Annotated in this window: 18 protein-coding genes; 9 read left to right on the top strand and 9 right to left on the bottom strand. The window is 65.6% G+C overall.

Annotated features, from left to right (window positions below; all coding sequences use genetic code 11):
* Both ADBZ6I_RS06220 and gmd read right to left on the bottom strand, forming a co-directional pair.
* A partial coding sequence (locus ADBZ6I_RS06220) for a glycosyltransferase family 4 protein (RefSeq protein ID WP_526381950.1) occupies window positions 1–937 on the bottom strand: 937 nt, incomplete at its 3' end.
* 230 nt (window positions 938–1,167) lie between these two features.
* The gene (gene gmd, locus ADBZ6I_RS06215) at window positions 1,168–2,208 is read right to left on the bottom strand and encodes a GDP-mannose 4,6-dehydratase (protein ID WP_526381948.1); all 1,041 of its coding nucleotides are present in this window, start codon (window positions 2,206–2,208) and stop codon (window positions 1,168–1,170) included.
* A gap of 410 nt (window positions 2,209–2,618) precedes the next feature.
* On the opposite strand from gmd, the gene ADBZ6I_RS06210 reads away from it, so the two are divergent.
* Together ADBZ6I_RS06210 and ADBZ6I_RS06205 are read left to right on the top strand one after the other, a co-directional pair.
* Complete coding sequence (locus ADBZ6I_RS06210; RefSeq protein ID WP_526381946.1) at window positions 2,619–4,124, top strand: sugar transferase; 1,506 nt, start codon at window positions 2,619–2,621, stop codon at window positions 4,122–4,124.
* Between the two features lie 98 nt (window positions 4,125–4,222).
* Window positions 4,223–5,023 (top strand): FkbM family methyltransferase, encoded by an 801-nt coding sequence (locus ADBZ6I_RS06205; protein ID WP_526381944.1) that lies wholly within the window; start codon window positions 4,223–4,225, stop codon window positions 5,021–5,023.
* 58 nt (window positions 5,024–5,081) lie between these two features.
* Here ADBZ6I_RS06205 and ADBZ6I_RS06200 read toward each other — a convergent pair whose 3' ends face one another.
* The 6 genes from ADBZ6I_RS06200 to ADBZ6I_RS06175 form a co-directional block, all read right to left on the bottom strand.
* A complete protein-coding gene (locus tag ADBZ6I_RS06200; protein WP_526381942.1) occupies window positions 5,082–6,548 on the bottom strand; it encodes a tyrosine-protein kinase domain-containing protein in 1,467 nt (488 codons plus the stop codon).
* Window positions 6,549–6,603: 55 nt separating this feature from the next.
* On the bottom strand, window positions 6,604–8,427 hold the full coding sequence (locus ADBZ6I_RS06195; protein ID WP_526381940.1) for a DUF4012 domain-containing protein: 1,824 nt from the start codon (window positions 8,425–8,427) through the stop codon (window positions 6,604–6,606).
* A gap of 78 nt (window positions 8,428–8,505) precedes the next feature.
* Window positions 8,506–8,949, bottom strand: coding sequence for a hypothetical protein (locus ADBZ6I_RS06190; protein WP_526381938.1), 444 nt, complete (start codon window positions 8,947–8,949; stop codon window positions 8,506–8,508).
* Window positions 8,950–9,173: 224 nt separating this feature from the next.
* Window positions 9,174–10,070 carry a cyclopropane mycolic acid synthase family methyltransferase gene (locus tag ADBZ6I_RS06185; RefSeq protein WP_526381936.1) on the bottom strand — a complete coding sequence of 299 codons (897 nt, stop codon included), beginning with the start codon at window positions 10,068–10,070 and terminating at the stop codon, window positions 9,174–9,176.
* Window positions 10,071–10,331: 261 nt separating this feature from the next.
* Complete coding sequence (locus ADBZ6I_RS06180; protein WP_526381952.1) at window positions 10,332–11,258, bottom strand: alpha/beta fold hydrolase; 927 nt, start codon at window positions 11,256–11,258, stop codon at window positions 10,332–10,334.
* Window positions 11,258–12,616, bottom strand: coding sequence for an ABC1 kinase family protein (locus ADBZ6I_RS06175; protein WP_526381934.1), 1,359 nt, complete (start codon window positions 12,614–12,616; stop codon window positions 11,258–11,260). The genes ADBZ6I_RS06180 and ADBZ6I_RS06175 overlap by 1 nt, the downstream gene beginning before the upstream one ends.
* A 258-nt stretch (window positions 12,617–12,874) precedes the next feature.
* Between ADBZ6I_RS06175 and ADBZ6I_RS06170 the strand changes: the two genes are divergently transcribed.
* Window positions 12,875–13,642, top strand: coding sequence for a bacteriorhodopsin-like (locus tag ADBZ6I_RS06170; RefSeq protein ID WP_526381932.1), 768 nt, complete (start codon window positions 12,875–12,877; stop codon window positions 13,640–13,642).
* 80 nt (window positions 13,643–13,722) lie between these two features.
* On the opposite strand, the gene ADBZ6I_RS06165 is transcribed toward ADBZ6I_RS06170, so the two are convergent.
* The gene (locus ADBZ6I_RS06165; RefSeq protein WP_526381930.1) at window positions 13,723–14,274 is read right to left on the bottom strand and encodes a hypothetical protein; all 552 of its coding nucleotides are present in this window, start codon (window positions 14,272–14,274) and stop codon (window positions 13,723–13,725) included.
* 33 nt (window positions 14,275–14,307) lie between these two features.
* On the opposite strand from ADBZ6I_RS06165, the gene ADBZ6I_RS06160 reads away from it, so the two are divergent.
* The 6 genes from ADBZ6I_RS06160 to rplL all read left to right on the top strand — a co-directional run bounded on the left by ADBZ6I_RS06160 (window position 14,308) and on the right by rplL (window position 22,060).
* Window positions 14,308–15,075 (top strand): endonuclease/exonuclease/phosphatase family protein, encoded by a 768-nt coding sequence (locus ADBZ6I_RS06160; protein WP_526381928.1) that lies wholly within the window; start codon window positions 14,308–14,310, stop codon window positions 15,073–15,075.
* A gap of 39 nt (window positions 15,076–15,114) precedes the next feature.
* Complete coding sequence (locus ADBZ6I_RS06155; protein WP_526381926.1) at window positions 15,115–19,302, top strand: glycoside hydrolase family 38 N-terminal domain-containing protein; 4,188 nt, start codon at window positions 15,115–15,117, stop codon at window positions 19,300–19,302.
* A complete protein-coding gene (locus ADBZ6I_RS06150; RefSeq protein ID WP_526381924.1) occupies window positions 19,299–19,913 on the top strand; it encodes a DUF7158 domain-containing protein in 615 nt (204 codons plus the stop codon). Before ADBZ6I_RS06155 ends, ADBZ6I_RS06150 begins: the two co-directional genes overlap by 4 nt.
* Before the next feature lie 8 nt (window positions 19,914–19,921).
* Entirely contained in the window at window positions 19,922–20,821 is a 900-nt protein-coding gene (locus ADBZ6I_RS06145) for an ROK family protein (RefSeq protein ID WP_526381922.1), read from the top strand.
* 286 nt (window positions 20,822–21,107) lie between these two features.
* Entirely contained in the window at window positions 21,108–21,632 is a 525-nt protein-coding gene (gene rplJ / locus ADBZ6I_RS06140; RefSeq protein ID WP_526381920.1) for a 50S ribosomal protein L10, read from the top strand.
* Window positions 21,633–21,673: 41 nt separating this feature from the next.
* Window positions 21,674–22,060, top strand: coding sequence for a 50S ribosomal protein L7/L12 (gene rplL, locus ADBZ6I_RS06135; protein WP_526381918.1), 387 nt, complete (start codon window positions 21,674–21,676; stop codon window positions 22,058–22,060).
* The last annotated feature ends 92 nt before the right edge of the window (window positions 22,061–22,152 follow it).

Raw genomic sequence — 22,152 nt, 5'->3', positions numbered from 1 at the left:
GGTCGGCGGCCGCCACGATGGGACGGCCGGCGTCGAAGTAGGCGGTGAGCTTGCTCGGTAACGCCATGGAGGAAACGCCGGGCTTCTCATTGACGACCAGCACGTCGGCAGCGGCCAGCGCCAAGCGGTACTCCCGATCGCCCAACGGGTCGACGAACTGCAGGCGTGAAATGCCCCGCCCGTATGCCTCGACCTTCCGCCTTTCGCCGCCGTCCCCGACCAGAATGAAGCGGACGGGGGCATTGGTCTCATCGGCCAGCCGGGCCGCGTCGACAATGTTCTCCAGTCCTTGTTTCACTCCGATGTTGCCCGTGTGCACCGCGAGAGTGACATCTGTCGGCCAGCCGAGCGCCGCCTTGGCGGTCGACGGTTCGATCGCGGGGGATGGGGCGAGATGAGTCCAGTTCCGCACCACCTTCACCCTGGACGCGCTGACCCCCAATTCGTCGGTGATGAAGTCCGCGTGATTCTTCAGCGACACGACGATGCGGTCCGCCGATCCGGCCGTGTACTTCTCCACCCAGCGGGTGACCCGCTGAACGAACTCGCCGCCTTCGCCGGTCTCGGCGACGCCGAGCGAGTAGATGTCCTGCACCCAGAGGATCAGGCGCGGGCGACCGGGCGTGAGTCGCAGCCGGGTGACGGCGACCGCTGTCGAGAACAGCGACGGGGACACCGCCACCACAACGTCGGGTGCACCCCAGCGCGCGAAAACGAGCCGAAGACCAAAACTTAACTCCGACAGCAGGCGTCGAGCGCCGCGCGGAGGTTGCGGGACATAGTGTCGGCGGCGCCGGACGTCGACACGGTCACGACGTTCCTGGGTGCTCCACCCGTGATAGCCCTGGTAGATCTTCCACTCTGGATAGTGCGGGTACCCGACGTGTGCAGTGACGTGGTGGCCCGAGGCCGCCAGACCACTCGCGAGGCCACCCACATAAGGAGCATTTCCGGTGGGTTCGGGCGGGAAGTGCAAACTCAAGACGCAGATGTCGGAGGTGTTTTCGGGCAGCCCTTTACGGCGTCGAGCTTTCGAGAGTTCCCTAAACACAATCGATCTCCTATTCAGGACGCGGCGGCGTGGCTGGACGCCGTCATCCGGTCCACGAGACGGCGACGGTCCCGTTTCGCCGGCTGTCGCCTGACCGTGGTGCTGGGCCGCGCAATTTACTTTGAGGTCGGTGACTGCCAGGACGTCAGCTGGACGGTGTCAATCCAGGGACGCCCAGCATGTTCGAGCGCCGCAATATCGGCGTCGACCATCAACCGGGCCAACTGGCGGCCGTCCACGGTCGCGGTCCAATCCAGCTTCTTGGCCGACTTCGATGCATCCCCGATGAGGGAATCGACCTCGGTGGGGCGAAGGTAGCGTTCGTCGAACCTGACGTGCTTCTCCCAGTCCAGGCCGGCATGCGAAAAAGCGATTTCAAGGAACTCCCGCACGGTGATGCCTACCCCGGTGGCCAGAACGTAGTCATCCGGCTCATCGACCTGGAGCATTCGCCACATCCCCTCGACGTACTCCGGGGCATAGCCCCAGTCGCGCACCGAATCGAGGTTGCCCATGTAGACGTGTTCTTGCAGGCCCGCCTTGATAGCGGCAACGGCACGCGTGATCTTCCTGGTCACGAAAGTCTCACCGCGACGTGGTGATTCGTGGTTGAACAGAATGCCGTTGACGGCGAAGAGCCCATAAGCCTCGCGGTAGTTCTTGGTGATCCAGTAGCTGTACAGCTTGGCTGCGGCATACGGCGAGCGGGGGTGAAAAGGGGTGTCTTCATCCTGCGGTGGAGGTGAATCGCCGTAGAGCTCAGAGGACGACGCCTGGTAATAGCGCGTCTTGATGCCCGACAGGCGCACCGCCTCCAACAGCCGGACCGAACCGGTGCCGGTGGTGTCGGCGGTATGTTCTGGTTCTTCGAACGAGACCCGCACGTGCGATTGCGCCGCAAGGTTGTAGACCTCGTCCGGCTTTACTTCAGCGAGGAGCGTGACTAGGCGCGATCCATCGGAAAGATCACCGTAGTGCAGGAACAAACGCGCCTCGGGCGAATGCGGATCAACGAAGAGGTGGTCGATTCGGGCGGTATTGAAGGTCGATGCTCGACGGATCAAGCCGTGTACTTCGTAGCCCTTTGCGAGCAGCAGTTCTGCAAGGTAGGAACCGTCTTGACCGGTGATTCCAGTAATAAATGCACGTTTAGCCAACTGCTTGATCTTCCTGTTATCGGACGCAGCTCCGCAAACTGCGCTGCGCGGTTCCCGATGCTACAGGCACCGGCGCTAGCCGGTCAGGCCGCCTTCACCCGTCGATGACTGTGTGCAGGAACCCGAAAAGAATCGGCTGATCGGCCGAAAACCAAGTCTACCTGAAGTTAGCTCGCTGACGAGGTGGAGGACGGGCCGTACTTCTCGGTGGGGCCACCCAGGTGGGCATTATCTACGAGCTTCAAGTGCGGAAATTCAGCGAGCGGTAGTTCAGTCATCACTAGGGCGCGCTGGGGTCGCCCGTCAAATGGACTTTGCTCCCACTTGAGTGAAGCTGCGCACCGTGAGACACTTCTAAGTCTAATCTCAGTGACATTGGAGATTCGCCGCGAACCGTGGGAGGACCCTGAATGACGACCGCCAACAGGCAGAACCGTGTGGCAAGCGGTGCTGAGCCGGCGCAGGCGCAAAATACCGGGAACAGTCGTGACTGGCGGCACCGGTACTCGCGCTGGCTTCTGTTGGTTGACTCGGTGGCCATCGTCACTGCGGTGGCGCTCGCGAAATGGCTCCGGTTCGGCGATCTGTTGGATGTGCAGAACAAGCAAGGAAGCTGGTCGTATTTCGAGGTATCCATCGCCATTGCGGTCGGCTGGCTTGCCGCGCTCTCGATCAATCACTCACGATCTGAGCGCATCATCGGCTCCGGAGCCGAGGAATACCGGCGGGTCTGGCTCGCCACCATCTCGCTGTTCGGGGTAGTCGCCATCATTTCCATGCTCGCCAAACTCGATATCGCACGCGGCTACCTGATGATCGCTCTGCCCGTCGGCTCCTTCCTTCTCGTCCTCGGGCGTTGGGCCGCCCGAATGGTGGTGAGGAAGCGGAGGCTGAAAAACGGTGGCCTCGTGACGCGGGTGCTGGCCTTCGGCAGTGTCGGCGCTGTCGGCGACCTGGCAGTCGCTTTGGCGCGGGAGCCGTGGTCGGGATATGTCGTAGTGGGAGCATGCATACCGGACGCCCCGGATCGCGGCGAGATCGACGTGCCTGGCGTCGGCGTCTTGCCGGTCTTCGGTAATGAGACCAGGATCACCGACGCCGTCGTTGCGACGGACAGTCACGCAGTCGCCGTCACAGCCACCGAACAGCTCGACAGCCGGAACGTGAAATCACTGTCCTGGGATCTGGAGAAGGTCGACATCGACCTCCTGGTCGTTCCCAGTCTGGTCGACGTCGCCGGGCCGCGACTGCACATGCGTCCGGTCGCGGGCCTTCCACTGATCCATGTGGAAAAGCCGCGATATCACGGAGCCCAGCGATTCGAGAAACGGGCGTTCGATGTCGGTTTCTCCTTCTGCGTGTTGTTGGCCGCATTTCCGATACTTTTCGCAATTGCTACTGCGGTCAAGTTGACGAGTAAGGGTCCGCTGTTCTACCGCCACCATCGCATCGGACTCAATGGCGAGACGTTCGAGATGATCAAGTTCCGCACGATGGTCGTCGGAGCCGACACCATGGCGCAGGATCTCGCGAATTTGAATTTGGTCGCATCGCCTCGCGACCCGTTCAAGTTCGTCAATGATCCGAGGATCACCGCAATCGGTAAATATTTGCGCAAATACAGCCTCGACGAGTTGCCGCAATTCATCAACGTGCTCAAGGGCGAAATGAGCGTGGTCGGACCGCGTCCGCAGGTCAAGAGCGAAGTGGAGGCGTATGACGCCGCTGGACGGCGGCGACTGCTGGTGCGTCCGGGAATCACCGGGTTGTGGCAGGTCAGCGGCCGTTCGGATCTGTCGTTGGAGGACTCGCTTCGACTCGATCTGTTCTATGTCGAGAACTGGTCGATGATGGCGGACCTGCTCATCACTGTGCAGACCTTCAAGGCTGTGCTACGTCCCTCGGGCGCTTACTGACCTGCAAGCTTCGTCGTCATCTCAAAAGCGTGGCCGGGTTTACCGAGGTCGTCTAGAGCCGGCTAGGGCGCGGTGGGCGTTCGTGTTAAATTGTGTCCGTGGCTTCCTTCCGTTCTGAGCTGGTCGATAAAATCCCGCCCTCGATCGCAAAGCGACTGCGATCAGTGGTGTATTCCCTGAGACGGGATTTCGTCGACGAGGCCGACATCATTCGGAAGATCGAATCGAAACGCCCCAGCCCTACCAACTCAGTAGTAGTCGATGTAGGTGCCCATCACGGTGTTGTGACGAGCCTGTTTCTTGACAAAGGCTGGTCTGCTGTTGCATACGAGCCGGACCCGGTAAATCGAAAAGCATTCGAACGTCGGATCGGCAAGAATCCGCGCGTCCAGCTTTCTACTTCCGCGGTGTCCGACAAGCCGGCGAAATCCGTGTCGTTCTTCACGTCTTCGGTCTCCACCGGGATCAGCGCTCTCGCCCCGTTCCACGGGTCGCACGAGCCGACCGCAACGGTCGACATCGTCACTCTGGCAGAAGACTTGCGTGAGCGTGGCGTAGGCCAAGTCGAGTTCCTGAAGATCGATATCGAGGGTTACGACTTCTTCGCCCTCAAGGGATTCGATTGGACTCGCAAACCGCGCTTCGTGCTCTACGAGTTCGAAGACCGCAAGACTGTTCCGCTGGGCTACTCCTTGCGGGACAGCAGTAATTTCCTCACCGAACTTGGTTACCACGTCATTTATTCGGTGTGGGAGCCCATTGTCGAATACGGCTCGCGTCACCGCTGGCGCGGATTTTTCACGCAACCCCCGGCGGACGTCGACACGTGCTGGGGGAACGTCCTGGGTTTCCGGGATCTTGAGGATGTTCCCAGCCAGCTCAGAGCCCGTCTGAGCTAGCCGTGGCCTGACAGGTCGTGGCCGGGTCGGGCCGAGGGCTTCGGTGAGCCCGACCCGTCTACGTCCTCGGCGCCTCGGGATCTGCGGCTTCGACCGGTTCTTCGGTCACATATTCGACCGGCTCTTCGGTGACGTACTCGGTGGCGGCGACTGGTGCCGCCGTTTCGCCGTACCGTCCGTACCGGCCCGAGTAGTAGTAGTTGTAGGACCCGGGCCCCCGGCCGCGAACCATCGTGAACACTGCGCCGAGCACGGTTGCGCCCACATCGCGGAGGTTGCCTACCGCGTGTTCCAGTTGGTCGCGCTTGGTCTCACCGAATTTGGCGATGATCAATGCGCCGTCGGCGAAGGTCGACCAGATCGCACCGTCGGTGACCGCGAGCAGTGGCGGCGAATCCACGATCACGAAGTCGAATCGGGACCGGAGCTCGTTCAGCGTCTTGCGCGCTGCTTTGGATCCGATCAGTTCACTGGGATTCGGTGGTGTCGGGCCGGCTGCCAGGACGCTCAGCCGCGGATATTTCGTGTCCTGCAGGGCTTCGTCCAGGGTGGCTCCACCGCTGAGCACGGTGCTGAACCCGACGGCCCCAACCAGACCGAGGTAAAGATGCAGAGTCGGGCGACGCATGTCGCCGTCGACCAGAACGACGCTCTTTTCCGCCTCGGCAAGCGCCAGGGCGAGGTTGATCGCCGTGGTCGACTTGCCTTCGTTCGGAGTCGAACTCAGCACCACGATGAAGTGCGGCGGGTTATCGACCGCGAGGAACTGCAGGTTCGTTCGGAGCTTGCGGAACGCCTCGGCGATCCCGGAGTTGTCGGTGTCGAACGAAATCGCGGGCTGATCGCGGCAGTTCTTGTCGAACGGGATGATGCCGACCACCCCAGCGCCGGTGATTTCCTCGAGACTCTCCTCGGTCTTGACGGTGTTATCGAGAACGTCGCGGAGGAGTCCGAGCAGGGCTCCCAACGTCAACCCGCCGAAGAGCCCTAGGGCGATATTGCGAGCGCGCTTGGGGACGACGGGCTTTTCCGGGACTGAGGCACGTTGCTCGACGACAACCCGGGCGTCCGGGCGAGACCCGGGGCCTAAAGTCTCCAATTCCTTCACCATGACGACGAACTCATCAGACAGCGCGTCGGCGATATCGCGCGCGCGGACGGGGGACTCGTCGAGCACTTTGACGTTGATCAGGACGGTGCCGGGTTTGGAGGTCGCCTGAATCCGAGATCTCAGGGTTTCAGCGCCCACATCGAGGCCCAGCTTGTCGACGGTGCGCTGCGCCAGCGTTTCGCCCTTGATGAGTTCGGTGTACGAGATCACGCGATCCTGGGAGAGGCGATTGCCCTGGTAGAGGTCGGTAGCCGACGCTCCGGAGGTCGTGGACACGAACATCCGCGTCGAGGCCTGATACAGCGGCGTTGTCAGCAGCGTGATCACAATCGAAATCAGAACGGCGGCCAGGGTGGTGACCGCAATGATGAACCAGTGGCTGCGGATAAGCCTCGTGAGGTGTTGGAGGTTCAAACTCGGGCCCTTCGTATGGCTGCTGTACGGGGGTGCTTCAGGAACGATCCGACGGTCATGAACACGTCGGTACCGTCACCCGCGGGTTCACCTGGTCGATCAGTGGCTGGATTGGCACGCGAGGCTCGCCGGCGGCGGTGGGTTCGGAGAGCTGGAAGCTCAATTCGCCACTCTGTCCAGGCGGAATGACGACCTGGACCTCGTAGGTGGGATGCCCGCGTTCGGAGTGGAAGACCGCGGATATCCGCTGCCCGTTGGACGTCACTGCCGTCAGCCGGGCACCCGTGGTGGTCAGCACCCGAACCGACGTCACCATACTTCCCGGTGGCATCTTCAGGGGAAACCCAGGGGCCAGCCCCGCTGTGCCGGTGATGTACTCCGGAAGCTCGCCGGCGTTGGCGGTGTTGGTCAATTTCACCGAAATGGTGGAATTCCGCATGTCGCCCTGGCACCCGTCGGCGGCGTATTCGATCTCGCGCCGAAGGTAGTAGTCCATCTTGTTGCCACCGAGGTTGTTGATCACGACCCCGGCATAGGGGGCGGCGTCGTCGGGGACTGCGTGTCCCAGCGGAGTCTCCTCCAGGACTTTCTGCTCCGCGGGGAAGGCGCTCCACACTGCAATGCGGCGTTCGCTGGCACCCCTGCCCAACGCGTCGAGCATCTTTCCGGGAGACTTCACCTGTCCGGTGGTTTCCTTGACGACCGCATTCGCGATGTCCTGCAGGTACTTCTTGCGCGCCATCTGGTCCGTCGGGAATTTGGCGTAGGCGGTCGACTCTGTCAGCTCGACGACGTTGTCCTCGGTGACGACCTCACCGTCGGGCAGCTTCACTGGGCCCTCGGCCGCAAGGATGTAGCTCAGCGCCACCGGGTCGATGGCGATCACGCCGTCGACCCGCTGGCCGGCCTCGCGTTCCCACATCGACTTCCAGATCTGCGCGGCGTACGGAAAGTGTGAACTGATGTTGCTGTTTCGAAAATCGGTGAACGGGTTGGTGAATCCGTACTGCTCGGCGAATTCGGGCCCCAGGTCCACTGCGGCGGTGGCTCCCTGTAGCTCGGTGTTCGGAGCCAGCATGTCGACCGTCGGCTTGCCGTTGTCGAACCGTAGGACACCGAAACCGCCGGCCAGTCCGCCGGTGCCGCGAGCCTCGGCGTTGGTCTGGAAGGCCATCAAATAGGAGCGCGGCCCGTCCGCGCCCATCATCGCCGGCGCCACGTCCGCAGCGAGGGCCGAGTTCTGCAACAGAGCGGCGGTGGTTGCCGTCTGATCCTGCAGCTGGGTGCGGGCATCCCGGATCGGGGAGAGGAACGCCGGTTCGGCAATCGCTGCTGCCTGAGTCTGTAGCAGGCTCGCGCTATCGGACAACGTCCGAAGTTGAGTTCCTTGCTGGCGGAGCAGCTGAACATCGACGCGGCCGTTGCTGTACAACTTCGCCGGTGACAGGCCGATACCGGCTTCGGCGGCGGGCCGGAGAACGTCCGCCGCCAAGCCGACGACAACGTCGGTCATCTGCTGCCCGGTTCGGAACGGGCTGCCCAGGAACGGCACCGCCGCAGCGATAGTCCAGGGTGTCGAGTGAGCCGCAGCTTGCGCAGACTCCGCCTGCGAAACAGCCGTCTGCGCCCACTGGGACGCCCCATTCGAGTCGCCGTCGAACAACGCATCTTTGACCTGTGTGGCGCTGTCGCGAGCCCGTTCGAGGTTCGACTTGACCTGGAAGGCCGAAAAGCCGAGCCAGGCGCCGAAAGCGAGAACGAGCAGCAGCAACGCTAGAACAGCCCACCGCACCGCAGGTCTGCGTGCGGGGCCTCCGAAACGCCGGTCGCCCGGCCGTTCTCCGTCACGACCGAGCGGAATACGCGAGAAATTGCTCACTCAGACTTCCCTATCGACGGCAAAAAAGCGGGGCGGCCGCACAGACGGCCGCCCCACTTGTGAAGATTATCGGAAGGTCTACGCGCAGCCCCGGCTGTAGGAGCCGGTGACGGAACCGTAGGGGCCGTAGACGCTGGTGAACCCGAGGAAGCAGCTCTCGAAGTTCAGGTCCGGAAACCAGCCGAGTAGCTTAAGGAGGGGCGGATTGTAGGTGAAGACGACCGTCCGCTCCGGCGGGTTGGGATTCGGGGTGCCGAACCACCACAGCTGGTTCTGGAAGACCGGCTGCAGCCAGTCTTCGAGGGTCGACCGCTGCTGAGAGCCGGCGAGCGCGGCGGCGGTGGGAACTGCGGTCACGAGCGTGCAGTCCCCAGCCTCGATGCCATCGCAGACGGCACCGACCGGCTGACCGGCCGAATCGCCGAGCGCCGTGGCGAAAGAGGACAGCGACGGCGCCAGGGGCGCGATCGAGTCGGCTTGGGCGACCACCGGAGTGAGGGTCGCTGCAGCGGCCAGCGCCATAGCTGCAGTTCCCAGCTGGAATTTGGTTACAGCGGTAGTCATGGTGGGTTCCCCATCCCTGCGGTTCTCGCGTTGAAGTCTGCCTGAATACTGGCACCCGGGGTATAAGTTGTCAACTTACCCCGCAAACATTTCCGCCCGTGCCGTTAAGAATCTCCACAGGATCGCCACGGGCTCCCCTAAGCGGACTAAGTGCCTGCCCGCTGTCCGCGGCGCTGGCCGGCTCATGCGGCGGCGGCGTCGGGCTTGAGGTAAGTCACCAGGCTGACATCGATGGACTCGTCGATGAAGTAGTACTGGCAGCCCTTGAGATAGCGCATGTACTTGGCGTACGTGTCCTCGTCGGTAGCCGCGATGGCAGCCGTCTTGTTCCGTTCGAGGGTGTCCGCCCACAGACCCAGCGTCTTGATGTAGTGGTTGCGCAGGGACATGGCGTCGGGCACCTCGAATCCGGCCTTCTTGCCGTGCTCGATCATCATCACGGTGCTGGGCAGGCGCCCCCCGGGGAAGATGTCGGTGAGCATGAATTTGATGAACCTAGCTAACGCGAAAGTCAATTTCTTGCCGCGGGCGGCGAGGTCGAGCGGGTGGTAGCCCACGCTGCTCTGGATGGTCATCCGGCCATCGGCGGGCAGGATGTCGAAGCAGTTCTTGAAGAAGTCGTCGTAACGGTCGAAGCCGAAGTGCTCGAAGGCCTCAATGGACACGATCCGGTCGACGGGTGAATGGAACTGCTCCCAGCCTTCCAGGCGTACGTCGAACGTGCGGGGGCTGTCCACCTTCTCCAACAGCTGGCGGCAGTACGCCTGCTGGTTCTTCGACAGGGTCAGACCGATCACGTTGACGTCGTACTTCTCCATGGCTCGCTGCATGGTCAAGCCCCATCCGCAGCCGATCTCCAGCAGGGTCATTCCTGGCTTGAGATCGAGTTTGTCGAGGTTGAGGTCGACATCGGCGATCTGCGCCTCGGAGAGGGTCGCGTCCGGGCCGGTGAAGTATGCGCAGCTGTACTTGCGGGTCGGATCCTGGAACAGACCGAAGAAGTCGTCCGAAAGGTCGTAGTGCGCCTGGATGTCCTCGAAGTGCGGCCGCATGTCTTTGGTGTCGCTGGCTTCAGGCATGTGTGTGTTCGCTCCCGTGTTGCTCGGTGGTTCAGTCACCACGGCCCCCCGATGGCCGCCCATCGACGGCAACGTTACCGTGCTCCCGGCCCGCTTCAGGCGCCTGAGAAGCCTAGCTGTCGTGACCCGGGATGTTGTTGACGGCGCGCCCGCGTGAAATTGGGAGGACCTCCTCGGCGGACAACCACCCATCAGCCGGCTCACCGCCTGACAACAACGTGTCAGGTCACGACACCTGACCGTGTCGGGTGCGCCCCGGAACTACCGTGCCCCCGCGAACTGCGAAAATGTCGCGTCGAGTTCGCTGACGATGGCGCCCCAGAGCGGTTCTGGCAGGTTGTGCCCCATACCGTCGAAGAGCGCCAGGCGTGCTGTGCGGATGGCTGCGGCGATCGCCCGTCCACCGGCCGGCCGCATCAGCTTGTCCGCCCGGCCGTGGATGACGACCGTCGGAGCGGTGATCGCGGCGTCGTAACGCTTGAGGCTGCCGCTGCCCAGGACTGCGTCGAAGTGTCGACCTATGCCTTGCGGATAAAAGCACCGCTCGTAGTTCTCGATGGCGTCGGCGCGCAGCTGCTCGTCGGACACGGGGTAGGCCGGGCTGCCGATGATCCTTGACACCCGCACCGAGTTCGCCACGATGACATCCCGCGGCGACGTGGCCGGCGGCGCCTTGATCAGACACATCAGAGCATCCGGCGCCGGCGGTGGCAGCAGCGCGGAGTTGTTGGAGGAGAAGATGATTCCCAGACCGGCGGTGCGCTCGGCGTAGCGGGCGGCGAAGATCTGGGCGATCATCCCGCCCATCGACGCCCCCACTACGTGTGCCCGCCCGATACCGAGGTGGTCGAGCACCGCGGCGGCGTCGTCGGCCATGTCCTCAAGTCGGTAGACGGACTTACTCGGCAGCCCGACGAACGAGCGCAGCAGCCGCGGGATGAGCGGACCGTCCGTCCGCCGGCCGTGCAGTTTTGTGGACAGGCCGACGTCGCGGTTGTCGAAACGGATAACCCGGTAGCCGAGGTCGACGAGCTGTTGGCAGAACTCGTCGTGCCACAACACCAACTGCGCGCCAAGACCCATGATCAGCAGCACCGGCGGGTTGGCGGAGTCGCCGAGGTCCTCGTAGTGGAGTTCGAGTCGCTCCTGGCCCCAGGATGCGGGCGCGTACCCGGACCGGACTTCCATCACGCCTCGACGTCGCTCTGGTGCTCGCGGCTGACCTCGACCATAAAATTCGCGAAGTAGCCGGTGAGTTCGGGGTCGGACATCATCTGCCACTTGGGCGCCAGCAGCTTCATATAGCGCTCCACATAGAGGAACTGCTTGCCGATGAGCACCAGTTCCCGCGGCAGTTTGACGTCGTAGGCGTCGGCCAGCGTGGAGAGCTGCCGGCCGATCTCGGCATACGACAGGTCGCCCAGGGTCTTCATGGTCAGCGGGGTGGTGAACGACTCCAAATCTTTGGCGGCTTCCGGTCCGGGCTTGGCGTTGCCGACCGCGCCCATCAGAACCAGGATCTTGCCTGCCGAGGCGTGGTCCTTCTTGACCAGCAGCGCGTAGACCAGTTCCCGCAGCAGCCACCGCAAGCGCGGGTCGATGCGGCCCATGATCCCGAAGTCGAGAAACACGATCCGGCCTTTGTCATCGACCAGAAGGTTGCCGGCGTGCAGGTCGCCGTGGAACAGGCCGTGCCGCAGGCCGCCTTCGAAGGTGGAGAACAACAGCGCCTTGATCAACTCGGTGCCGTCGAAGCCCTTCTTGCGGATGGCGGGCAAGTCGTCGATACGGACGCCGTGCACCCGTTCCATGGTCAGCACGCGCTCGCTGGTGAACTCCCAATGCACTTGGGGCACTGTGATATTGCGCCCCAGCGGTGAGCTCTTGAGGCCGGAGACCCAGGCTTCCATGGACTGCGCCTCGATGCGGAAGTCGAGTTCCTCGGCGAGGTTGTCGGCGAAGTCGGCCACCACGTCCTGCGCAGACAGCCGCCGGCCCAGCTTGGCCAGCTCGACCACCTGCGCGAAGCGCTTGAGGATCTGCAGGTCTGCGGCAACCCGACGCCGGATGCCCGGGCGCTGGATCTTGACGACGACGTCCTCGCCGGAGTGCAGGGTGGCGAAGTGCACCTGGGCGATCGATGCCGAGGCGAAGGGCTGCTCGTCGAAGGTCGCGAACAGTTCCCTTGGCTCGGCGCCGAGTTCCTGCTTGAACAGTCGGTGAACCTCGGCGGTGTCGGCTGGGGGCACGGCGTCGAGCAGACCGCGGAACTCGCGGGACAACTGCTCGCCGAACGCCCCGGGACTGGACGCGATGATCTGCCCGAACTTGACGTAGGTGGGGCCGAGATCGGCGAAGGTCTGCGGTAGCTGCCTGATGAGCTTGTCCTGCACTGCGCCCTTGGCGGCGAGCTGCGGAAGCACGCGCAGGGCGGTCCGGGTGAGCTGCCAACCGGTCATGCCGACCCGGGCCGCCTCTACCGGCAACGGGACCCGATCCAGCTTGGCGACTTCGCGGTGGTGATCGCGGCTGTTGGTGGAACTCATTTGTGTCAGTGTGCCAAATCCGGGCTGGCTGCCACCACCTCCGCGGCACGGCTCACAGGGTTGGGCGCACGGAAAACGGCCGCTGTGAACATTCCATTACGCGAGACACAGTTCCGGAACCAGGGACGGCGGGCGGGGTTTACGGTAAGTGTTGTCCAGGTCTGCCCGACGTCTGGCATCACTATCTGAAGGTGAGAGATGATCCCTGACCAGTTAACCCAACCGCAGTTCGACACGGTGTACAACTTTTTGTCTCTGGTGATCGCATCACAGCTGTTCACCGCGCTGTTCCTGGTGATGTCGCAGAAGCGGGTGCTGCCGCGCTACCGGCAGGCCCTGGTGATGTCCGCGATCGTCTGCGGTATCGCCGCCTACCACTACTTCCGGATTTTCGACTCGTTCAAGATGGCGTTTGTCACCGATGCGAAGGGCGGCCGCGGCATGTACGAACAAGCCGCCGGCCACTCGTTCAACGAGGGTTACCGCTACGTCGACTGGCTGCTGACCGTGCCGTTGCTGCTCGCCGAACTCATCGTCGTGCTGGCCCTGGCCCGCAAGCTGCAGACCGCGCTGCTCGTGAAGCTCATTCCCGCTTCGGCGTTGATGATCGCGCTGGGTTACCCCGGCGAGATCAGTGCCGACAACTTCACCCGCAACGTCTGGGGTCTGCTGTCCACGATCCCGTTCCTCTACATCCTCTACGTGCTGTTCGTGGAGCTGACCAAGTCGCTCGATCGGCAGCCCGAAGCGGTGCGCAAGACCGTCAGCAATATGCGCCTGCTGCTGTTCGCAACCTGGGGCGTGTACCCGATCGCCTACCTGATCCCGATCTACTTCGGCGGCGGTGGAGCTGACGCGTGGGTGGCCAAGCAGGTCGGATACTCCCTGGCAGACATCCTCGCGAAGTGTCTCTACGGCCTGCTGATCTACCGGATTGCGCGCCTGAAGTCCTTCGCCGACGACCCTGCCTTCGCGGCGATGGAGGGCGAGGGGCACGAGCGGGAGGTGGTCCGCACGGCGGCCTGACCGCACCGCTTCGAATCACGCAATCCGCCGGGCTCCCGCCATGGGAGCCCGGCGGGTTGCCTCTGAGCCCTTGGTCCTCCTCAGTGTGGAGTGATCCCGAGTCGGTCGGTCAGCGTCAGGAATGCCTGGGCGAAGTCGTTGCGGGCGGTGCCGGCACGCACCTGGTCCCAGTCCACCCGCTCTCGCACCGCGCGCACTCCGGGCAGCAGGGTCGCGAAGTCGCAGTGGTGTTCATGCAGCGAGCACAGCTTCTCGGTCACCACCTGGGTGGGCGCGAGTACCCGCATGTGGATGGCGAGCACGTCGTGCGACTCGGCGCCGTCGATGATCCGTTTGTCGACGGGGACCCCGTTGAGCCGGTGCAGCACGTCGATGACGAAGTCGTCCCCGACGCATGCCTTGAATAGCCAATCCTCCGGTGTGCGCTGCACGCGGAACCCCGCGTCCTGCAACGTCGCCGCCGCGGCCTCCACGTCGGTTTCGGCGACCACGAAGTCGACATCATGGTCGGGTTCCGGACCGCCGTACACCCACAGGGCGTAGCTGCCCGCCAGGGCGAACTCCGGCCCGTTGGCCTTCAACGCCGAGGCGGACCGCTTGAGCGCATCTCGTAACCGGCTGCTTCCCGCCATGGCGGACCTTCCTGTCGTGGGTATGTAGTACCCATGCGGATGGCCACCTTCAACATCCTGCACGGACGCAGCGTGCACGACGGCAACGTGGATCTGGACCGCCTGGAGCGCAGCATCCGCCAGATCGACGCCGACGTGCTGGCACTGCAGGAGGTCGACTGCGATCAGCCGCGGTCAGCGCTGGCGGACCTGACTTCCCTGGCGGCCGCGGCGATGGGTGCCGTGGAACACCGATTCGTTTCCGCGATCTCCGGCACCCCCGGCGCAACGTGGATGGCCGCCAGCGGATCAGAGCAACCCGGCACGGCGGCCTACGGAATCGCGCTGTTGACCCGTTATCCGGCGCGGTCCTGGCAGGTAGTGCGGCTGCCCCGGATTCCCGTCCGCTTTCCGATGTATCTGCCGGGGCCGAACCGGGTGATGGTGGTCCATGAGGAGCCGCGGGCCGCGATGGTGGCTCAGATCGACACCCCGTTCGGGCCGATTGCGGTGGCCAACACCCACCTGTCGTTCGTGCCCGGCTGGAACCGGGTGCAGCTGCGGGAACTGACCCGTGACCTGCGCGGGCTGCCCGGCCCGCGAATCCTGATGGGCGATCTCAACATGGGTCCTGCGGCCGCCGCCCGCTGGTCGGGGATGCTCCCGTTGGCGGCCGCCCACACTTTCCCGGCGCAGGCGCCGGACCGCCAACTCGACCACATCCTGACCGATCGCGCCGACCTGGTTGCCGGAGTGTCCGGTGCGCCACATCTGCCGATCTCCGATCACCGGCCGCTGGTGGTGGAGGTGTCTGCGCGGTGAGCCCTCATCCGGGCGAAAGTCCGGCGTAGATTTGCCGACGTGCAGGTGACCACGGTCGAGTCGACCGACCTCTTCATCGGTGATCCAGGCGACCCGCAGCAGATTGTGCGAGTCGGCTACACCGGGTCCGATCCGGGCGCGCTGCGCGTCGAGGGTGACGGGCTGAGTACGTCCGGTCAGCCCCGTCAGGTCGGGGACGGCCTGCTGGAAGTGCCGGTGCGGGTGGACAAACCGGTTCCCGGGCAGCGGCGTGCCGCCCGGGTTGTGGCCGGCGGGGTCGAGATCGCGTTCGAGTTCACGGTGGCCGAGCCCGGCTGGACGATGTACATGATCAGCCACTTCCACTACGACCCGGTGTGGTGGAACACCCAGGGCGCCTACACCAGTCTGTGGACCGAGGATCCGCCGGGACAGTGCAAGCAGAACAACGCTTTCGCTCTGGTGGCCGCGCACCTGGAGATGGCCCGTCGCGATCCGGACTACAAGTTCGTGCTCGCCGAGGTCGACTATCTCAAGCCCTATTTCGATGCCCACCCCGAAGATCGCGCCGACCTGCTGCGGTTCATCTCCCAGCGGCGGGTGGAGGTGATGGGCGGCACCTACAACGAACCCAACACCAACCTCACCGGCGCGGAGACCTCCATCCGGAATTTCGTCCACGGCAGCGGATTTCAGCGTGACGTCCTCGGTGCAGACCCGGCGACGGCCTGGCAGCTCGACGTCTTCGGACACGACCCGCAGTTTCCCGGTATGGCCGCCGACGCCGGGCTGACGTCGAGTTCGTGGGCGCGTGGGCCGCACCATCAGTGGGGCCCGATGGCGGGCGGGGGAGATCCGCGGCGGATGCAGTTCCGCAGCGAGTTCGAGTGGATCGCGCCCTCGGGTGTCGGCCTGTTGACGCATTACATGCCGGCGCACTACGCGGCCGGCTGGTGGATGGACTCGTCGACATCGCTGGACCAAGCCGAGCAGGCGACCTTCGAGCTGTTCCGGCAACTGAGATCGGTGGCGCTGACCCGCAACGTGCTGCTGCCGGTCGGCACTGACTACACCCCGCCCAACGCCTGGGTTACCGACATCCACCGGGACTGGAACGCCCGCTACACCTGGCCCCGATTCGTCTGTGCGGTCCCGAGCGAATTCTTCGCCGCCGTCCGTGCCGAACTCGATGAGCGCGACGCGTCGCCCTCCCCGCAGACCCGGGACATGAACCCGATCTATACCGGTAAGGACGTCTCCTACATCGACACCAAGCAGGCCAACCGGGCCGCTGAGGACGCCGTGCTGGGCGCCGAACGGTTCGCGACGTTCGCGGCGGTGCTCAGCGGTGCGCGCTACCCGGAAGCAGCGCTGGCCAAGGCCTGGGTGCAGCTGGCATGGGGCGCCCACCACGACGCCATCACCGGCAGCGAGTCCGACCAGGTGTACCTGGACCTGCTGACCGGCTGGCGCGACGCCTGGGAATTGGGGCGCACCGCCCGGGCCAACGCACTGACCGTGCTGTCCAACGCCGTCTGCGCCGAACTTCCATCGGTCGTCGTCTGGAATCCGTTGGGCAACAAGCGATCCGACATCGTAACGGTTCGGCTCGATGATCCGGCGTCCGGTGGCGTCACGGTACTCGATTCGTCGGGGGCGCAGCTGCCGGCGCTGGTTGAGGACGACGGACACTCGGTGAGCTGGCGCGCCGACGACGTGGGATCGGTGGGCTGGCGTACCTATCGGGTGGTCGGCGGTTCGGCGAACTCGGAGTGGGCCGAGGCCGACGGAGCGGAGATCGGCAACGAGTTCCATCGGCTGCGCGTGGACGCGCAACGCGGCGGTGGCGTGGTGTCGCTGGTGGAGACGGGCAGCGGCCGGGAGCTGATCGCCCCCGGCGCGGTGGGCAACGAACTGGCTGTCTACGAGGAGTATCCCGCTCACCCCGAAGCGGGGGAGGGGCCGTGGCACCTGCTCCCGAAAGGGCCGCTGGAGTGCTCGTCGGCGACCCCGGCGTCGGTCCAGGTCTACCGCAGCCCGCTGGGTCAGCGGCTGGTGGTGCGCGGCAACGTCGGCACCCAACTGCGGTACACCCAGACGCTGACGCTGTGGCATGGCATCGACCGAGTGGACTGCCGCACCACGATCGACGACTTCACCGGTGCCGACCGCCTGGTCCGGCTGCGCTGGCCATGTCCGGTACCGGGCGCGTTGCCGGTCAGTGAGGTCGGCGACGCGGTAGTAGGCCGCGGCTTCGGGCTGATGCACGACCACAACAGCGGAGAAGACCGCGCGGTGGACTCCGCGCAGCATCCCTGGACGCTGGACAACCCGGCGCACGGCTGGTTCGGGTTGTCCTCGTGCGTGCGAGTGGCCGCCCACGATCACACGCGTGCGGTGTCGGTGGCCGAGGTGGTGGTGCCAGCTGAGGGCGACACCGCCGGGGCCCGTGAGCTGATGGTCGCGCTGGTGCGCGCCGGGGTGACCGCCACCTGCAGCAGCGCGGAGAGTCCCCGGTACGGCCATCTCGACGTGGACTCCAACCTGCCCGACGCCCGCATCGCGCTCGGCGGTCCGGAGCGCAACCCGTTCACCGCCGCGGTGCTGGCCGCCGCCGAACCCTGCTACGTCGCCGAGCTGAAACGCCAACTGGCCCAAGGCCATGCGCGGATTTTGGTGCCGGCGGTCAAGTCGTTGGACGAGGTGTGGGTGCCCGATGCCGACCTGCGCGGCGTGCTGGATCTGCCCGTCCTCATCGTCGCCGGGGACGCAGCGGTCCAGGCGCTGGTGTCCGACCTGTCCGACGCCGAGATCACCGTCGTCCAAGACAGCCCCGTCGGCGACGGGGAGTTCGAGGCGCGCACCGTCGCCCTGATCAACCGCGGAGTGCCCGGTTTCGCCGTCGAGCGCGACGGCACCCTGCACGCCTCGCTGATGCGATCCTGCACCGGCTGGCCGTCGGGCACCTGGATCGACCCGCCGCAGCGAAAGGCCCCCGACGGCTCCAACTTCCAGCTGCAGCACTGGAGTCACACCTTCGACTTCGCGCTGGTGACCGGCTCCGGCGACTGGCGCGAGACCGGAATGCCCGCGCGCAGTGCCGAGTTCAACCATCCGCTGCTCGCGGTCCCGGTGGAGTCCGGTGCCGCGGGACTGGCCGCCGACGGGTCGCTGCTGACCGTGGATCACGCCGGTGCGGTCCAGCTGGCCACCCTCAAGCCACGAGGAAATCCCACCGCGACCGGCAGTGCCGCCGCCGTCGACCCGACTGAGGTCACCATCCGGCTTGTCGAAACCTCTGGTGCCGCAGCCGAACCCGTCATCGCGACGTCGGTCGGAACGGTCGGTCACCTAGCCGGAGCCGATCTGCTGGAGCGTGCCCGCAGCGTCGACGAGCCGCTGACGCTGCACGGCTACCAGATCGCCACGCTGACAGCGCACGTCGATGTCAAGCCCGTCATCGGAGCCGAAGGCAGGTCGCTGGCGCCCGATGCCGAGGAGGCTCAGCCGCTGTACGCGCGGTACTGGCTGCACAACCGCGGGCCTGCGCCGCTGGGGGGTCTGCCGGCCGTGGCGCACCTGCACCCTCAGGCGGTGCAGGCCGCACCGGGGCAGACCGTCCGGCTGCGACTGACGATGGCCAGTGATTGCAGTGACGCCGACCTCAGCGCAACCGTGCGGATGCGCTATCCCCGCGGGTGGAACGAGGATTCGGCGGTGCGGACGTTCGCGGATCGGTCCCACGTTTTGCGGCCGCGCGGTCATCACGAAACCGGGCTCTCCGTCTGCGTCCCCGAGGACGCGGAGCCCGGCCACTACCCGGTGCGGGCTGAACTGGCCCTGACCGGCGTTCCGACCGGCACCCTGCCGCATGCGTGGCGGCAACGCGTCGAGGACATCTGCATGGTCACTGTCGGTGAACCGGACGAGGAACTGTTGCGGCTGGTGTCCGAACCGGAGGAGGTCGTCGTCGACCGCGGGGGCCGCGCCCGGCTGACCGCGACCGTCGCCAGCGGGGCGCGGGCCGACCTCGCGCTGGAAGCGCACCTGATCAGCCCGTGGGGGACCTGGGAATGGATGGGCCCCGCGGCCTGCGGCGCGACACTGCCGGCCCGGTCCAGCGTGGAGGTCGGCTTCGACGTCGCCCCGCCCCCCTGGGCGGTGCCCGGCCGGTGGTGGGCGCTGATCCGGATCGCCTGTGCGGGCCGACTGCTTTATACGCAGGCGGTGGCGGTGACGGTCCGGTGAGTCCGGAGCCGCACGGCCGGCGACATTCTGCTGCGGCAGCGACAGTGGCCGGCACCGCGGTGCCCGTCGCCGACGTCGACGAGCGCGAGCGGGTGTTGCGCGCCTCGCCCCAGACCGCCGCTCTGCCGCGTCCGGGAACCAGTGAAGGCCGCCAACTGCGGCGCTGGCTCACCCAGCTGCTGGTCACCGAACGGGTGGTGGCCGTCGAGGCCGCCGCCCTGGGGGTGACGGTGACCCCGGACACGCCCACCGAAGTGGACGTGCTGCCCGACCTCACAGCCCGGCTGGAGATCGGCAGCATTGCGGCGAGCACGCTGGCCGCCCCGCTTGCCCGCGCGGTGTTCGCCCGCGTCACCTCCGGCGTCGACGTCGACCACGCCACGGTCGCCGACTACCACCGGCGCAACCCGCGTCGGTTCGCCGCCGGCGACGGGCCCGATCCCGACCTGGCCGACATCGCGCCGGCCATCGCGGCGATGCTGCGCGGCGCCGCGCGCCGCCGCGCGTACCGCATCTGGCTCGAACAGCGGCGCGCCGCACTGGTGTGGCTCGCGCCCGGCTACGAACACCCCGGCGACCCCCGCCAGCCCGACAACATCCACAGGCATTGAGATTCGGTATGAGCGCACCGGTATTGGCCCTGGACATCGGCGGCACCAAGATCGCCGCCGGACTCGTCGACATCAACGGCGAACTGCTGCACAGCAATCGGCAGCCGACGCCGCGCAGCGACGACCTCGACGAGGTCTGGGCCGCCGCCGAGCGGACCATCGTCGAGGCGCTTGCCGCCGCCGGCGGGACGGTCAGCGGGGTGGGCATCTCCTCGGCCGGCCCGATCCATCTGCGCGACGGCACCATCAGCCCGGTCAACATCGCGGCGTGGCGCGGATTCCCGGTCCGCGATCGGGTGGCTGCCGCGGTTCCGGGCGTGCCGGTGCGATTAGCCGGCGACGGTCTGTGCATGGCCCTGGGCGAGCACTGGCGCGGCGCCGGTCGGGACGCGACGTTCATGCTCGGCATGGTGATCTCCACCGGCATCGGCGGCGGGCTGGTGCTCGACGGTGCACCGTACGACGGGCGCACCGGCAACGCCGGACATGTCGGCCACATGGTGGTCGACGTCGACGGCCCGCTGTGCAACTGCGGGGCCCGCGGCTGCGTCGAAGCCATCGCCAGCGGGCCGCACCTGGTTGCCTGGGCCCGCGAACAGGGCTGGGCCGGCGCTGACGCCAAGGAACTGGCCGACGACGCCGCGGCCGGCAACGACATCGCGGTGCGGTCTTTCCGCCGTGGGGCGCGCGCCGTCGCGGCGATGATCGCCTCCGTCGGCGCGGCGTGCGACCTCGATCTGGTGGTCGTCGGCGGGGGAGTGGCCAACGCCGGGCCGGTGTTGTTCAACCCGCTTCGGGAGGCGCTCACCGACTACGCGCATCTGGACTTCCTCCGTGGTCTGCGGGTGGTGCCGGCCGAACTCGGCGGCGAAGCCGGTCTGGTGGGCGCCGCCGCGCTGCTGCGCTGATGTGGGGCTCACCGTGACCTGGATTTGGGCAGACTGAGCGGCGCGCGCTACCCTTTCCGCGTTCCACCGAAGACCGTTGGTCACCGATGTGTTGTGCATCGGTTGAAAGTCCGGACTATCCCGGCGGCCCACGCAGGAGGACGAGGCATAAGCCGCTGTTCGTCAGCGGCCTTCTTCACGCCCCGGCCATCTGCGTCGGGGCGTTCTGGTTTTTTCGGACGTGTTGTCCCACGTTCTTCGGCGGATGCATCCGGTATCCACTCCGAAGAACATGAGGAGGCAATGCATGGCCAAGCCTGAAAAGGCCACCGCGGTCGCTGAGATCACTGAGCAGTTCAAGTCCTCGACGGCCACCGTGGTCACCGAGTACCGCGGTCTGTCCGTGGCCAACCTGGCCGAACTGCGTCGCTCGCTGAGCGGCACCGCCACCTACACCGTCGCCAAGAACACGCTCGTGAAGCGGGCTGCGGCGGAGGCCGGTATCGAAGGCCTCGACGATCTGTTCGCCGGACCGACCGCTATTGCGTTCGTCTCCGGTGAAGCCGTCGACGCGGCCAAGGCGATCAAGAAGTTCGCCAAAGACCACAAATCGCTGGTCATCAAGGGCGGCTACATGGACGGTCACGCGCTGACCGTCGACGAAGTCAACCGAATCGCGGACTTGGAGTCGCGTGAGGTGCTGCTGGCCATGCTGGCCGGCGCAATGAAGGGCAACCTGGCCAAGGCGGCCGGTTTGTTCAACGCTCCCGCATCGCAGATGGCCCGCCTGGCCGCCGCGCTGCAGGACAAGAAGTCCGGCGAAGCCGCCTAACTACCCACCAAAACCACTAAGTACGGAAAGGGCCACAACTCATGGCAAAGATGTCCACTGACGAACTGCTCGACGCGTTCAAGGAAATGACCCTCCTGGAGCTCTCGGAGTTCGTGAAGAAGTTCGAAGAGGTCTTCGAGGTCACCGCGGCCGCTCCGGTCGCCGTCGCCGCCGTCGGGGGCGCCGCACCGGCCGCCGAGGCTGCCGAGGAGCAGGACGAGTTCGACGTCATCCTCGAGAGCGCCGGCGACAAGAAGATCGGCGTCATCAAGGTCGTCCGCGAGATCGTCTCCGGTCTGGGTCTCAAGGAGGCCAAGGACCTCGTCGACAGCGCCCCCAAGCCGCTGCTGGAGAAGGTCAAAAAGGAGGCCGCCGAGGACGCCAAGGCCAAGCTCGAGGCCGCCGGCGCATCGGTCACCGTCAAGTAGTTTTAGCTCGTCAGATCCCCCGCGGGCCCTCGGGCACGCGGGGGATTTCGTGTTGGGGCGCAAACGTGATGCCGCCCCAGGTCGTGCGCTAG

This window comes from Mycobacterium sp. (assembly GCF_044342925.1).
Taxonomy (GTDB): Bacteria; Actinomycetota; Actinomycetes; order Mycobacteriales; family Mycobacteriaceae; genus Mycobacterium.
The sequence above is the reverse complement of the archived record's forward strand: the minus strand, read 5'-3'. Positions and strand labels throughout refer to the sequence as shown.